The organism is Micromonospora sp. NPDC005254 (genome assembly GCF_042872525.1).
GTDB lineage: Bacteria > Actinomycetota > Actinomycetes > Mycobacteriales > Micromonosporaceae > Micromonospora.
This window is the reverse complement of sequence record NZ_JBIAKM010000013.1, coordinates 151,154-165,782: the sequence shown is the minus strand read 5'-3', so window position 1 is coordinate 165,782 and position 14,629 is coordinate 151,154. Positions and strand designations below refer to the sequence as shown.

General features: G+C 69.7%; 10 protein-coding genes. 6 read left to right on the top strand and 4 right to left on the bottom strand.

Annotated features, from left to right (window positions below; all coding sequences use genetic code 11):
• On the bottom strand, positions 1-2,130 hold a 2,130-nt coding region (locus ACFYPR_RS30990; protein WP_387264106.1), incomplete at its 3' end, for a tetratricopeptide repeat protein.
• Positions 2,131-2,855: 725 nt separating this feature from the next.
• On the opposite strand from ACFYPR_RS30990, the gene ACFYPR_RS30985 reads away from it, so the two are divergent.
• The 3 genes from ACFYPR_RS30985 (at position 2,856) to ACFYPR_RS30975 (ending at position 9,551) form a co-directional block, all read left to right on the top strand.
• Positions 2,856-3,581 (top strand): hypothetical protein, encoded by a 726-nt coding sequence (locus ACFYPR_RS30985; RefSeq protein WP_387264104.1) that lies wholly within the window; start codon positions 2,856-2,858, stop codon positions 3,579-3,581.
• A gap of 151 nt (positions 3,582-3,732) precedes the next feature.
• A complete protein-coding gene (locus ACFYPR_RS30980) occupies positions 3,733-8,664 on the top strand; it encodes a carbohydrate-binding protein (RefSeq protein WP_387264101.1) in 4,932 nt (1,643 codons plus the stop codon).
• 164 nt (positions 8,665-8,828) lie between these two features.
• A complete protein-coding gene (locus ACFYPR_RS30975) occupies positions 8,829-9,551 on the top strand; it encodes a hypothetical protein (protein WP_387264098.1) in 723 nt (240 codons plus the stop codon).
• 86 nt (positions 9,552-9,637) lie between these two features.
• Here the strand turns inward: ACFYPR_RS30975 and ACFYPR_RS30970 are convergent, their stop codons facing one another.
• Entirely contained in the window at positions 9,638-10,009 is a 372-nt protein-coding gene (locus ACFYPR_RS30970) for a DUF4267 domain-containing protein (RefSeq protein WP_387264095.1), read from the bottom strand.
• Positions 10,010-10,096: 87 nt separating this feature from the next.
• Here ACFYPR_RS30970 and ACFYPR_RS30965 point away from each other — a divergent pair, with 87 nt between their 5' ends.
• Entirely contained in the window at positions 10,097-10,669 is a 573-nt protein-coding gene (locus ACFYPR_RS30965; protein WP_387264092.1) for a TetR/AcrR family transcriptional regulator, read from the top strand.
• A 9-nt stretch (positions 10,670-10,678) separates the two neighbouring features.
• On the opposite strand, the gene ACFYPR_RS30960 is transcribed toward ACFYPR_RS30965, so the two are convergent.
• The gene (locus tag ACFYPR_RS30960) at positions 10,679-10,933 is read right to left on the bottom strand and encodes a hypothetical protein (protein ID WP_387264089.1); all 255 of its coding nucleotides are present in this window, start codon (positions 10,931-10,933) and stop codon (positions 10,679-10,681) included.
• Positions 10,934-11,351: 418 nt separating this feature from the next.
• On the opposite strand from ACFYPR_RS30960, the gene ACFYPR_RS30955 reads away from it, so the two are divergent.
• Entirely contained in the window at positions 11,352-11,561 is a 210-nt protein-coding gene (locus ACFYPR_RS30955; RefSeq protein ID WP_139581917.1) for a winged helix-turn-helix domain-containing protein, read from the top strand.
• A 291-nt stretch (positions 11,562-11,852) separates the two neighbouring features.
• Here ACFYPR_RS30955 and ACFYPR_RS30950 read toward each other — a convergent pair whose 3' ends face one another.
• Positions 11,853-13,532, bottom strand: coding sequence for a DNA repair helicase XPB (locus ACFYPR_RS30950; RefSeq protein WP_355065525.1), 1,680 nt, complete (start codon positions 13,530-13,532; stop codon positions 11,853-11,855).
• 173 nt (positions 13,533-13,705) lie between these two features.
• On the opposite strand from ACFYPR_RS30950, the gene ACFYPR_RS30945 reads away from it, so the two are divergent.
• Positions 13,706-14,596: a L,D-transpeptidase family protein gene (locus tag ACFYPR_RS30945; RefSeq protein WP_387264085.1), complete on the top strand. Its 891-nt coding sequence runs from the start codon at positions 13,706-13,708 to the stop codon at positions 14,594-14,596.
• The last annotated feature ends 33 nt before the right edge of the window (positions 14,597-14,629 follow it).

Genomic DNA, 14,629 nt, shown 5'->3' with positions numbered 1-14,629 from the left:
GGGGTGGTCGGGTCCCAGGACCCGCAGGCGATCGGTGAGGAGCTGTTCGAAGTCGCCGATCGCGCCGTTGGGGTCGCCGGCGTTTGCCCGCCAGTAGGCGAGGCTGTGGCGGGTGCCCAGGGTGCTGGGGTGGTCGGGTCCCAGGACCCGCAGGCGATCGGTGAGGAGCTGTTTGAGGTCAGCGACCGCGCCGTTGGGGTCGCCGGCGTTTGCCCGCCAGTGGGCGAGGCTGTGGCGGGTGGCCAGGGTGTCGGGGTGGTCGGGTCCCAGGACCCGCAGGCAGTCGGTGAGGAGCTGTTTGAGGTCAGCGACGACGCGGTTGCGGTCGCCGGCATTTGCCCGCCAGTGGGCGAGGTTGTGGCGAGTTGTCAAAGTGTGCGGGTGGTCGGTCCCTAGGACCCGCAGGCAATCGGTGAGGAGCTGTCCGTATGCGGCGGCGGCACCGTTGGAGTCGCCGGCTTGTCCCCGCCAGAAGGCGAGGTCGCCACGGGTGTCCAGGGTGTCGGGGTGGTCGGGTCCCAGGACCCGCAGACGATCGGTGAGGAGCTGTTCGAATGCGATGGCAGCGCCGTTGGAGTCGCCGGCTTCTCCCCGCGAGTTGGCGAGGTTGTGGCGGGTGGTCAGGGTGTCGGAGTGTTCGGGTCCCAGGACCCTCAAACAGTTGGTGAGCAGATGCTCGGCGGCGGTAGCGGCAGCGGTGGCCTGGCCGGTCTTGCCGAGGCTTCGGATGTGGCGGAAGAGCAGTGGGTGGGCGTCGGGATACAGCAGGCTGTCATCGCTGGTGGTCTGCAGGATGGCGGTGTTCGCGCGGAGGGTCTGGATGTGGTCGGGGTCTCGGTCTATGTCGGGCCAGAGAGCGAGTAGTCCGTCAGCCGCGGCGTGGGCTACAGCGGCTAGTCGCGCGCTGTTGCCGTGGTCACGGGTTGCGCGTTGGACCAGGGCATGTACGCGAACGGTGCCGGTTGCCGGATCGTGGGTGATGAGGTTCAGTCGGTGAAGGTTACGCAGGGCATCCGCAGCCATCCGCCCGGTGATGTTTTGGCCGTTGACGGCGGTGAGATGCCTGGTGACCGCGTCGGTGCCGAAGAGGGTTTCAGGGATGCCGTTGGGGTCCAGTAGCGCAGCAAGGTCCAGGACCGGTCGGGCCAGCCCACGTGGCGGATGGTTATCAGCGGCTTCCACGGACAGCAACCAGGTGGCCGCCACCGTGGCTTGGTAGTCATCTGGCAGGGCGTCATCGGGCGGAGCGAGATCAGCCAGGGGATGCCGATGGTCGGTCAGTCGGCCCCGGTAGTCGGCGATGTTGATACCACGATCGCGGATGAACGCCGCGGCCTGCGCTAGGGCCAGAGGTAGGAAGCCGAGGTCGGCGGCCAGTGCGGCGATATTGGCGTGCTCGTCGCCGGTAGCACCGGTAGCCCGAGTGAGATAGTTGACGGCCTCGGCAGGGCTGAACAAGTCAACCTGTACCAGAGTGCGGCCGTCGGTGTGCAGAACTGGATCTCGGCGGCGGGTGGTGACCACCGTACGGCCGTTGCGGTTGTGCGGCGGCCACCAGCCGGCGCCCTCCCCGAGGACATCGAGGTTGTCCAACACGACCAGCCACCGACGGTCGGTACGCTCCAACCACGCCAGCATGCGTTTAGCCGCCGCCTCCGGCTCCACGTCGGCAGACACGACACCGACAGCCCGCGCGGCCTCGGCGTAGGCAGCGATGATCGCCTCACGACTGGACGCCGTGACCCAGATCAGCACGTCCAGCTCACCTTTGTTGTCGAGGTGACGGGCGAACTGGGCGGCCAACTGGGTCTTGCCCACACCACCCATCCCGGATAGCACCTGAGTCAACACCGCAGTCCGCCCGACCCTGGCCGCCCGCGCCAGATTGACCTCGGCACGTCGATCCTGGAACCAGGCGGCCTGCTGTGGCACGAGACCAACCCGAACGACTGAACCCACCGCAGCCGACCCACCACGGTCGCGGCGGGCGTCGAGCCGGTCGAGGACAAACGACGCCAGCCCGACCGCCCCACCCACGATCCCCGCGATCCAGCCGAGCTGTTCAGTTCCCGCCCACCCCAGCCGGGGCAACCGCCAACCGGTCGGAACCCACCACTCCCACAGCGCCACCAGACCACACCCGACAGCCACCAGAGCAAGTACGACGACGCGCCGCCGCAACCGACGCCGGAACACCCGAGCCACTCCACCATTATCGACGGTGACCGCAACATGACGAGAGGTGACCCATGGCCGATGATCGAAGCGGCTGCGATCTAAGGACAGTTGGTCGGCGACCCAGTCGAGAATTTGCTGCGACGACCGAGAGCCTGGAGCGGACGTCGACAGCATCGTCGACAGCAACAAGCCCGGACGAGGGCAGCGGCTGACGGCCGGACAACAGCAGCCGCCCGAGGTCGGCGACGCGGACCGATCCAGCCGGACAGACTGCTCAGAACTTGTAAGCGCGGCGTCAGGCGGCGAGGCAGCAAGGAGGCAGCGCAAGCTCTGATCCGGGTCGGTCCGGAACGTCAACCGACGAGGCTTGGCCTCTGCTCGTCGTCTCGTGCCGTCACTGGTGACAGCAGCCGACAACTTGAGACCGCATCCCCCCGACGGGGGTCAAGTCCTAGCCTAGAGACGTTAGCGGGAACCCATCCCGGAAGCTCAGCGCTGCCGGAGCGGTCGGGCAGCCCGCGTCGCGCCTCGAGAGGCCCAGTTGATCAACTAACTGTTCATCCCCGCTGCGCCCGCTTCTCATCAAGCTCGCCTGGCGAGTTCGCCAACGACCGGCAGGGTCACTGGACGGCCGCGCCCACCGGCGTGCCACAGCACCTGTAGACCGGAGCGCTGGCATGCCCTCAACCGCACGGTGGCCCCGCCGCGTCGTGATGTCGGTGGCGTTCACCCTCACCCTGCTCGCCACGGCGGTCCCCGCCGCAGCCCACCCGTACGGCTATCCGCAGACCGTGACCATCGCGGCGGACGCGGCCCGTGACGAGGTGGTGCACCTGACGTGGAAGCCGGGCGGCGTCGACGAACTCACCCTGCTCGGCGTCCACCTCGGCCTGCTGCCGCAGGACCGCGTCCTGCTCGACGGCGCGATCTCCTTCCAGGCGTCGGACGCGACAGTCCTCGCCTCGTCCACGCCGTTCGCGAACTACCTGCTCAAGCAGATGACCGTCAGCAGTGACGGAAACGCGTGCGCCGGCACCGTCACGCCGCAAGGTGACCTCGCCAATTCCGGTGTGGACGTCGACTACACCTGCCCGGGGCCGGTCGGCAAGGCCCGCATCGAGGTGCGGATGTTGAGCGACCTCGACCCCGCGTACCAGACGGTGGCGACCGGCCCGCAGGGCCAGCACCAGGTGTACGGCCCCGGCCGGTACGCCCACGACTGGGTGCTCGGCGACGTGCCCGCGGCGAGTGTGGCGAGTGTGGCGAGCGCGACTGACCACGGCCCCGCCACCGCCTGGAAGGTCGCCCGAAGCGTCGGCCCCCTGCTGCTCGTCGCGGCCGTCGTCGCGCTGCTGCGACGCCAACTGCGTCGCCGCCGGGTCGCCCACGCCCGACCGTCCTGAGACCGGCCACCCGCTCTGGCCCCCGTGCCCGCCGCGGTCGGCATTCCGGTGCTCGGCGTCGGCGGTTCCTCGCACCCAACAAAGGAGAAACCTCGCCATGACGCACGCACCACGTGCGCGTAGGAAGCGAACACGCAGACTCCTGTCCGCGGTGGCGCTCATCCTCATCGCCGGACCGGCGACGACCCTCAGCCCCACCCTCGCGGGAGCGCAGACGGTCCCGACCAGCGGTAACGCGCCGCTGATCAGCCTGAGCGACGGGCAGAACATCGAGGGCAAGGTCCCCGTCGTCGTCGAGCCGGTCACCGAGAACGACTCGGTCACCACGCTCGCCGTCGATGGCGACCGGATCGGTGCCGACAAGACCGCCGGCACCGCCCACTTCGCCTTCGAGATGGGCGGCAACGGCACCGAGGCCCGCTACCGCAACTACATAACCGTCAACGGTCACACGGCCGAGGCGGACCGGGTGTACCTCCCGGACATCCCGGGTGGCCAGGTCGGCACCCTCGACTTCCCCGGCGACTGGCTGCAACCCGGCACGAACACCGTCACCGTCCAGGCCGGAGCGAACTGGGTCGACACGACGACCAAGACCGCCGTCGGCTACGAGGAGCTGCCGAACGGTGAGGGTGGCCGCTGCCCCAACTACGACGACTACGCGTTGAGCAGCATCAGCCTCAGCCTGCTCGGCGTGGTCGCCGACGGCGAGCAGAACCTGTTCAGCTACAGCTTTGGCGACGGCACCTGCGGCAGCTCGGCGAAGCTGCTCAAGCAGGCCCTGACCTTCGTCATCTCCGGCGAGCCGGGCAGCACGTCCGGCCTGCGCACCGACCTGGACACCACCAGGCTCAGCAACGGTACGCACACCGTCAGCGCGACGACCCAGTCGGGCGCGAAGACGTCGGTGACCGTCGACGTCAACAACGCTCCGGCCGGCGCGGCGGTGGTCACCCCCGGTGACGGTGCCCGCGTACGGGGCACTCGACCGGTGATCGCCGCGCTGCCCAGCGGTGGCAAGGAGCACGTCGAGTCGCTGGCCATCGACGACAAGCCCGCCGAGAACGCGGAGGCGCTGGCCACCGGCACCGCCACCCTCGGCCTCGCGGTCGTGGCCGGCAACTCCATCGAGGCGCGCTACCAGAACTACGCGCTGGTCAACGGCCACCGGGTCGATCTCGGCGGTGACTACGGCGCGACCGGCGCCCAGGACGTCAAGCTGGCGTTCCCGAACCGGTTCCTGCACCTCGGTGACAACGTCGTCGAGGTCCGCACCGGCGACTACAACGGCACCCTCAACGGCGCGACCTGCGCCAACCACGACGACTTCACCCTCACCCGGGCGGCGACGAGCCTCACCCTGAGCACGGCGGGCACGGTGACGGCCGGCACCACGTACCTCGTCACCACAAGCGGCACGACCGTGACGAAGGCGGAGACGACAGCCGCCACGCTGGCGCTGGGTGACGGCACCTGCGCGGCCAACCGGGACGCCGAGTTCCACTTCACCATCGACGGCGCCCCGACGACCCGTACCGTGGACACCCTCGGCAGTGGCGGCGACGCGCACCTGACGGTGTTCGTCGGCGGCAACGGCAGCGACAACGGGTACGACAACAAGGTCCTGATCAACGGCATCCCGCTGGAGATCGGCATGTGGGAGAAGGAGGTCGCCGACCTCGCCTTCCCGAACGAGTGGCTGGTGCCGGGCGTCAACGCCGTGGAGTTCGTCGCGGGCAACGACCACGGCAGCGCCAAGCCCGGCGGCTGCGACAACTTCGACGACTTCACGCTGCGGGACTTCCAGCTGCTGCCGACCGACGCGAAGGCGACCCAGCTGACCCGCTCGATCGCGCAGACCACGGTCACCATCGGTTCGGCGAGCTACCCCGCTGGCTCTCAGGTGACCACGTACCTCGGCGACGGCACCTGCGGCAGCAGCTACAACGCGGTGCTGACCAAGATGGTCCTGTTCGACGTCACCGCGCAGGACGGCACGGCGCTGCCGGCGCTGGGCAAGCGTGCCGACGTGGACACGACGACGATCGCGGACGGCGCACACACCATCAAGGCTGTCGTCGGGGACAAGACCTCGACGCGGCGCTTCACCACCGACAACACCGCCCCGGAGATCGAGAGCAGCGTCCCGGCGGCCGGGCAACGGCTGACGTCGACAGTCGCGCTCAACGTCAAGATCAAGGACGCCTCCGGCGTGGTCGGTACGCCGGCCATCACCCTCGACGGCGCGGCCGTCAAGCAGGGCGACCAGATCGGCCACGGCCTGCCGGCCGGTGAGCACGTCATCGCGCTGACGGCGACCGACGCGCTGGGCAACACCGCCACCCGGGAGGTGCGCTTCAGCAGCGCGAGCATCCCGGACGTTCCGACCGAGCTGAACTCGACAGTCAAGGGCACCGACCCGCTCTCGGCCGAGTTGTCCGCCCGGATCCCCGGCGCCGAGGGCGTCGGGCTGACCGCCACCTTCACCAAGGCGGACGTGGTCCTGCCGACCGGCGGCTACCAGGGTGAGGCGGCCGACGTGCCGACCACGCTCCACGTGCAGCACGACCGGAGCGTGGACGTCGCCTCGCTGCGTCCGCTCGACGGCGCGACGATCGACACCCCGTCCGGCCGTGGGGTGGTCTTCCAGCGGTACGACCTGCCGCTCGCCGCGACCAAGCAGGAGCCCACGCTGCGCTGGTCGGGCACCATCGACCCGGCGCGGATCGTGGCGCTGCGGGCCTGGAACCCGGCCACCGGCAGGTGGACCGTGCTGACCTCGGCGCGAGGCCAGGCCGGGCACGAGACGGTCCTGACCGCGCCGGTGGAGGCCGGCTACCGCGACAGCGGCGTCGTCCACGTGCTGGTCACCGGGGAGGACCCGTTCGCCGACGACCTGTCGCCGCACGACGCGTCGGCGCAGAACGACAAGGACCGCTTCGAGGATCCGAACTCGTACGACTTCTCGTTGGCGCACTTCACCGACACCCAGTACATCACCGAGGGTGCGGCAGGCGGCACGTACGACGACTTCGACGGCAATGCCGAGCCCTCCGATGTCGAGACGGCCGAGGAGCAGGCGATTTGGTCGGCGGCGTACCGCGACCAGATGCAGTGGATCGCTGACAACGCGGCCAGCCGCAAGATCGCGTACGCCGCGCACACCGGCGACGTCATCGAGAACGACTACTACGACCCGCTGGCCACCAACCCGGACGGCTCGCTGAAGCGGCCCGGTCTGCACGAGCAGGTCGAGAAGGAGCTGGCCACGGCCTCGGGCTTCCAGAAGATTCTCGACGACAACGGCGTCGTCAACCAGGTCATCGCGGGCAACCACGACGACCAGTTGGGCGCCGAGACGGGCCCCACGTCCCGGTTCAGCCGGACCTTCAGCGCGGACCGCTACTACGGGACGGCGAAGGGCTGGCCGAAGGGCACCGAATACCACGCGTGGGACGAGGTGACCAACGCCGACGGATCCGTCACCCCGGGCAAGGACAACCAGAACAACTACCTGCTCTTCTCGGCAGGTGGCCTGGACTTCGTGGCGGTCGGCCTGTCGTACGGCGTCACGCCGGCCGAGGCCAAGTGGGCTGACTCGATCTTCAAGCGGTACAAGGACCGCAACGGGATCCTGCTCTCCCACGACTACCTGAAGCCGTCGGCCAACCCGGACGGGCGGGGTGCTGACTTCTCCGCTCCGGACGGCTCGCCGCTGTTCAAGCAGGTCGTCGAGACCAACCCGAACGTCTTCCTGGTCCTCGCCGGTCACGAGCACGGCGTCGGCACCAACCTGAAGTCGAAGATCGGCGTCACGGTCAGCCACGACGTCGTCGAGCTGCTGGCGGACTACCAGTTCTACACGGTCACGGCCGCCGAGCTGTGGCCGAACCAGGTGGCCGCCGACGGCACGATCGACGTCAACGGCGACGGCACCCCGGACCACAAGGCCACCGACCGGCTCCAGTTCGGCGCGAGCTTCCTGCGCCTGCTCCAGTTCGACGTCGACCGGGCCGAGATGCACATCGACACGTACTCGCCGTTCCTCAAGAACTTCGGGGCGACCGAGTACGACATCCGCCAGGACGGCAGCCAGCCCAAGCCGCGCTACAACGGCTCCGAGGACAACCTGACCCTGCCGGTGGATCTCAGCACCCGCAAGACGTCGTTCAGCACCGACTCGCTCGCCGCGTACGTGCCGTCCGGCACGATCGGCACCGACGAGGTGACCTCGAACGGTGTCGCCACGGCGACCTGGGACCGGCTCCTGCCGGGCACCTCGTACGGCTGGATCGTCTCGGCGAAGAGCGCCGACGGCGGCGAGGCGGTGGCCCAACCGGCCGTGTTCGCGATCGCCAAGCAGGTCCCGACGATGACCGTCACCGCCGCCCCGACCAGCTGGGGCACCGCGGCGACGGTGACGGTGCAGGTCGCGGCCGGCAGTACGCCGGTCACCGGCGCGGTGGAGCTGCGCGAGGGTACGACCGTCCGAGGCTCGGCCACGCTGACCAACGGCGCCGCGACGTTCACCCTTCCGGTGGGCCTCGCGGGCGGCCAGCACACGCTGACCGCGTCGTACGCGGGCGACGACCACCTCACTCCGGTGCAGGCCACTGCCGTCCTGACGGTGAACCTGCCGGCCCAGTGGAGTTCGTCGACCGTCTACAACGACGGGGACCGGGTGACCTACCAGGGCCGGGTCTTCCGGGCCTCCTGGTACACGAAGAACCAGAAGCCGGGCGCCGACGCCAACGGCGCGTGGCAGGAAATCGCCATGACCGAGGACGGTACGGCGATCTGGACCACGTCACGGATCTTCAACGCGGGTGACGTCGCCATGTACGACGGTAAGAAGTGGCGGGCCCAGTGGTACACCCGCAACCAGAAGCCCGGTGACCGCAACGGGTCCTGGGAGGAGATCGCCCCGACCCCACCGGACAACAGCCCGGCGGCCTGGACGCTCACGAGGGTCTACAACGCCGGCGACCGGGTGACGTTCAAGGGGCACGTGTACGAGGCGAAATGGTGGACGCGCGGCCAGGAGCCCGGTGACAAGAGTGGCCCCTGGAAGCTGATCAAGTAGTCAGATTGGCGTGACGCCGGCCCGGGACCGTTTCTGGTCCCGGGCCGGTGCGCATCTCGTCACCCGTCCGGTGGAGCGGCAGTCTTCCGCCGGCTCTCACGTTTTTCCTGCTCATACGCTGCGCCGAAAGCAGGTGGCACTCTCACACCCGACGGAGGGCAGCGGTGGCGTCGAGGCGTACACGTCGGATGGTGGTGTCGGCGGTTGCCGGCGCCCTGTTCGCCCTCGGCGTGGTCGCGCCGGGTCCGGCGGCGGCGCCGCTGCCTCGCGCGGCCCGGGCGGACGGTCCTACGGCCCCCGTGCCGCGCGAGCCGCGCCCGCCGCTGCTGCCGGCGGACTTCCGGGGCACCGGCCGGTACATCGTGCGGGACCTCGGCATCGACGTCCCGTTCACCTGGCAGGGCCGCGACGGCAACAGCCAGATGATCGCCGGCGGCCCGGAGTACCCGATCTGGTTCACGAACCTGATCTTCGAGAACACCCTCTACACGCTCACCTACAAGTGGCCGAACATCCCACTGTTCCCGCCGCGTCCGTGCAGCAAGGTGCCGGGGTTCTTCAACCGGCAGATCTTCAACGACAAGCTGAAGACCGCCCGCTTCGTCGGGCCGGAGATCCTGCAGGGGGAGAAGGACCGGCACGTCGACCACTGGCGGGTCGGCGTCGTCGGCGGCTCGGCCGTGCCGGGAGAGTTCTTCCGGTTCCCGCTCGCGCTCGGCGACATCTACGTCGACCAGCGCGACTCGACCCGGTGGTGGCAGGTGTTGCAGTTCGGCCTGCAGAACCTCTTCGACCCGGAACTCGACGAGTGGTTCACGATGGACACCTTCGAGCTCCGCCCCGGCGAGGTCCAACTCCCCGATCGCTGCCCACCTCCCACGTCCTGACCCCCGACCGCGTTGATCAAGAGGTTTGCGTCACCGATCGGCCCGTCGATGACGCAAACCTCTTGATCACCACGTGCGGTGGGGCGTCAGAGGGCGAAGAGCAGGGCGGCGTTCAGGAGGACCGCTGCGGCCGTCGCGAGGTGGATGCCGAAGGCTACGGCCTTCGTTCCGCCGTTGCGGAGCACGATGAGGGTGTCGCCCAGCGGGACGAGCGCGACGATCAGCATGAACCACGCGACCGCGTCGGCCGTGGTGAAGGCGATCAGGGCGAGGCCGAGCAGGCCGTAGCTGAGATCGCGTAGGCCCTTGATCGTCAGGTAGGCGGGGTCGCCATCCGGCCGGGCCGGTACGCCGTACCCGGCGGCTGCGGCCTGCGGCACCAGCAGGAACCGCGCACCGATGAAGGCGACGAAGAGGCTGAGGACGACGGCGAGCCCGTAGGCGAGGGGTGACAACATGGTCCGCTCCAATTCCTAGCGTTGCTAGATATGAGAGCGACGCTAGCAGAGCAGCGACAGGTTTGCTAGCGGTGCTAGGATTTTGTCATGTCGACTCAGACGCGCCGGGAGCGCGAGCGGGCGGAACGGGAACGGGCCATCGTCGCCGCCGCCCGCGACCTGGCCCTGGCCGAGGGCTGGGACGCCGTCACCACCCGGCGGCTCGCCGCCGAGATCGAATACAGCCAGCCCGTCCTCTACAGCCACTTCAAGGGCAAGGACGCCATCATGGCGGCAGTCGCCGTCGAGGGCTTCGCCGAGCTGGCCACCGCCCTGGCCGCGGCCCGAACCTCGGCCGCCGACCCCCGGCAGGCCGTCGCCGACGTCGCCACGGCGTACACCACCTTCGCCGAACAGCGGCCCGCCCTCTACGACGCGATGTTCACCCTCGCCGTGGACCTGCCGTTCGCCAGCCAGGACGTCCCGACCGACCTGGCCCGGGGTTTCGCCGAGCTGGCCGACGCGGTGCGTCCGATCGCCGGGAACGACGACCTGGAGGCGGTCACCGAGACGTTCTGGAGCGGCCTACACGGGCTGGTCACGCTGATGCGCAGCGGCCGGCTCCGCCGCGCCGACCACGACCGCCGGCTCGCGGTCCTGGTGGACCGCTTCTCTCGCTGAGCGTTGCCGTTACGGCCGTGCGCGCCTGGCGCACGGCGCGAGGTGGTCGACCGGCAGGGCGCACCGCGCGCCGCCAGGCAGTGGCCGGTCACAGAACACCCAGTGTCGTACGCCCTGCTGGTCCTCCGCCGACACGGTCACCCCGCCCGGCTCGACCCGCGCGCTGAGCCGGACCAACACCCGAGCGGCCGTACGCGCGAAGATCCGGGCGCGCAGCAGGTCCGGAGCGGTGATCGGCAGGTGGATCACCCAACGCTCACTCATCGGGGACGGTGGTTCGGGTCGCGGGGGCTCGCCAGCCCTCTCATCGGGTAGCGCACGGTGACTGCCCTTCGTCGGATGGGATCGACGGTGAGGGGCGGCCCCCGCCGGTTGCGCACGGCGGAGGCCGCCCGCCCGCAGCCGTTCCGGAGGTACGGCAGCAGGGCCGCGCCGAGGGAGCGCGGCGGATGGGGCCTCGGTGGCGATGCGAGACCGGTACGAGAGGCGCCAACCGACCGCAGCAGCACCGCATCACCGAGAGCGACGCTATTGCCACCGAGTCACCTATGTCAAGCATGTCTTTGAGTCATCAACCCACCTACGTCATCCGCGTTACATACGTTGCCTGTGCCGGTGGAGTCGATCAATACTGGGCGAGCCAACCGACTGCAAGGGGCTTCCCGTGCCTATCCCGCCCACAATGGACGAGCTGCTCGACGATCTGTTGCAAAAGATCAAGAGCGGGACCTACGCGCCTGGATCACAGCTTCCGTCTGGGCGCGTTCTGGCCGACGAGTACGACGTCTCGCAATCCACGATCAGCCGTGCGGTGGCGACGCTTCGGAAGCAGGGAGTGCTGGTCGGTCGACCGGGGCGGGGTGTGTTCGTGGCGGAGTCCGGCCGGCGCTGATCCGACTGCCGCCTGCCGCCCGCCGTCCGCCGAGGGAAGGTGTGCGGCTCTTGGGCTGGCACGCGCCTTGGTCAACTCGGGTTTCAGGAAGGCGGGGTGTCCGCGCTCGGGACACCCCGGTTTTCAGGGATCCGAGTCGATCAAGCGGGGCGGAACCCGCGGCGGGGCCAACCCTTTGATCGACTCCGTATCGCCGATGTGGGGGCATCAACCTGCTGGGATACCGCCACGTCGGCGATGTGGAGTCGATCAAGGCGCCAAGGCGCCAAGGCGCCAAGGCCGAGCGTCGCGTCAGTCGAAGGACGGCAGGGACGGGCCGAGGACGTCGTCGGCGTCGACGATCGTGTACGCGTACCCCTGCTCGGCGAGGAAGCGCTGCCGGTGCGCCGCGTACTCGGTGTCGATGGTGTCCCGGGAGACCACCGTGTAGAAGTGCGCCTGCCGGCCGTCGGCCTTCGGCCGGAGCACCCGACCCAGTCGCTGCGCCTCCTCCTGGCGCGACCCGAACGTGCCGGACACCTGGATCGCCACCGCCGCCTCGGGCAGGTCGATCGAGAAGTTGCCGACCTTCGAGATCACCAGGGTGCGGATCTCCCCGGTGCGGAAGGCGTCGAACAGGCGCTCCCGCTCCTTGTTCGTGGTCGAGCCCTGCACGATCGGCGCGTCGAGGTACTCGCCGATCTGGTGCAACTGGTCGATGTACGCGCCGATCACCAGCACCTGGTCGTCCGGATGCCGGTCGACAAGCGCCTTGACCACCGGCAGCTTGGTGCGGGCGGTCGCCGCCATCCGGTAGCGCTCCTCGGCCTCCGCCGTCGCGTACGACATGCGCTCCGCGTCGGTCAGGGTCACGCGGACCTCGACGCACTCGGCCGGGGCGATCCAGCCCTGCGACTCGATGTCCTTCCACGGCGCGTCGTACCGCTTCGGCCCGATCAGGCTGAACACGTCGCCCTCGCGGCCGTCCTCGCGTACCAGAGTGGCGGTGAGGCCCAGCCGACGGCGGGCCTGGAGGTCCGCCGTGAAGCGGAAGATCGGCGCGGGCAGCAGGTGCACCTCGTCGTAGACGACCAGGCCCCAGTCACGGGCGCCGAACAGGTCCAGGTGGGTGAACGCGCCGCCGCGCCGCGAGGTGAGCACCTGGTACGTGGCGATGGTGACCGGGCGGATCTCCTTGCGCTCGCCCGAGTACTCGCCGATCTCCTCCTCGGTCAGCGACGTGCGGGCGATCAGCTCCCGCTTCCACTGCCGGCCGGCGACGGTGTTGGTGACCAGGATCAGCGTGGTCGCCTTCGCCTCGGCCATCGCCGCCGCGCCCACCAGGGTCTTGCCGGCGCCGCAGGGCAGCACCACCACGCCCGACCCGCCGGCCCAGAACGCCTCGACGGCCTCCCGCTGGTACGACCGCAGCGTCCACGGCTTGCGCCCGTCCTTGCCGGCCTCGGCCAGCTCGATCGGGTGCGCCTCACCGTCGACGTAACCGGCCAGGTCCTCCGCCGGCCAACCCAGCTTGAGCAGCGCCTGCTTGAGCCGGCCCCGCTCGGACGGGTGGACCCGGATGGTGTCGTCGTCGATCTTGTCGCCGAGCATCCCGGCGAGCTTCTTGCTCTTGGCCACCTCGATCAGCACCAGCCGGTCGAGCGCGCGCAGCACCAGCCCGTGCGCCGGGTCGTTCGCGAGCTGGAGCCGGCCGTAGCGGTCCATCGTCTCGGCCACGTCCACCAGCAGCGCGTGCGGCACCGGGTACCGCGAGTACTTGATCAGCGTGTCGACCACGCCCTCGGCATCGTGCCCCGCCGCACGGGCGTTCCACAGCCCGAGCGGGGTCAGCCGGTACGTGTGCACGTGCTCCGGGGAGCGCTCCAGCTCGGCGAAGGGGGCGATCGCCATCCGGCAGGCCTGCGCGTCGGGGTGGTCGATCTCCAGCAGCAGGGTCTTGTCCGACTGCACGATCAGGGGTCCACCACTCACGCCAGCGTCCTCTCCTCGGTTGGCCGTCCAGCCGGAGCGGGTCGCAGACCCGCCGCTGGCCGACCATCCAGTGTTGCACGGCGGAGAACGTGGAAAGAAAGATGAGCACCGGGTGCAACCAGGACGGCACTCACGAACGTCTAGCAAAGGGACGACCGTCCAGGGGAGGTGCCATGAGGCGTGTCCGGAGCACTTCCCGGTTGGTTGCCCTGGCGGTGGTCGTGCTGGTCGGGGCCGGCGCGTGCACGTTCGATCCGCAGTCCGGCGGGAGTGGTGGCGGGGGAGCCGCCCCGGTCGGTGCGGCGGAACAGGCAACGGGGGCGAGCGGCACGTCCGGGCCGGGCCAGCGCGGCCGGCCCACGCCGGCCGCGCCGACGTCGAAACCCAGCCCGAAACCCTCCGGGAAACCCACGCCGAGGCCGACCCGCACGGCGTCGACCCCGACCCCGAGCACCGGTACGCCGACCGTCGCCGGCTGCCCGCAGGGCCAGCACCAGCGAGCCGTGGAGACCTACCTCGCCCGGCTGGGCGGGTTCGGGCCGGTCACGGTCGACGGGCGGCAGTCCGCCGCCGACTGCGCCGCCATCAAGAAGTTCCAGAAGAGGTACGGCATTCGCCCCGTCGAGGGACGCGCCGGACCAACGACCTTGGACGTGGCCCAGCGACTCGCCACCACCGACACGACCCGCTGCAAGGCCGGCACCGGCACCACCTTCTGCGTGGACCTGACCCGGCAGACCGTGTGGGCGGTCCGGGGCGGCAAGGTGATCATGGCGCCGACGGTGACGCGCACCGGCATGTCCGGCTACCGGACCCCGTCCGGCACCTACACGGTCAACTACCGCAATCCGAAGGAGTGGTCCAACCCGTACGAGGTGTGGCTGCCGTACTGGCAGCACTTCACCCAGGGCATGGGGTTCCACGAGACCACGACCTACCTGCACGACAAGTCGATCGGCTCGCACGGCTGCGTCAACCTGCTGCACGCCGACGCCGTCCGGATGTGGGAGTTGGGCAAGGTCGGCACCCGGGTGGTGCTGATCGGCCGCCGCCCCGGCACCTGAGCATCCCGCCCGACTCGGGGTTTATCCCCTGTC

Bases quoted from the DNA above. Each gene is read 5' to 3' on its own strand.
- ACFYPR_RS30985 (WP_387264104.1), top strand. From the start codon at position 2,856: ATGCCCTCAACCGCACGGTGGCCCCGCCGCGTCGTGATGTCGGTGGCG.
- ACFYPR_RS30970 (WP_387264095.1), bottom strand. From the start codon at position 10,009: ATGTTGTCACCCCTCGCCTACGGGCTCGCCGTCGTCCTCAGCCTCTTC.
- ACFYPR_RS30965 (WP_387264092.1), top strand. From the start codon at position 10,097: ATGTCGACTCAGACGCGCCGGGAGCGCGAGCGGGCGGAACGGGAACGG.
- ACFYPR_RS30960 (WP_387264089.1), bottom strand. From the start codon at position 10,933: ATGAGTGAGCGTTGGGTGATCCACCTGCCGATCACCGCTCCGGACCTG.
- ACFYPR_RS30955 (WP_139581917.1), top strand. From the start codon at position 11,352: ATGGACGAGCTGCTCGACGATCTGTTGCAAAAGATCAAGAGCGGGACC.
- ACFYPR_RS30945 (WP_387264085.1), top strand. From the start codon at position 13,706: ATGAGGCGTGTCCGGAGCACTTCCCGGTTGGTTGCCCTGGCGGTGGTC.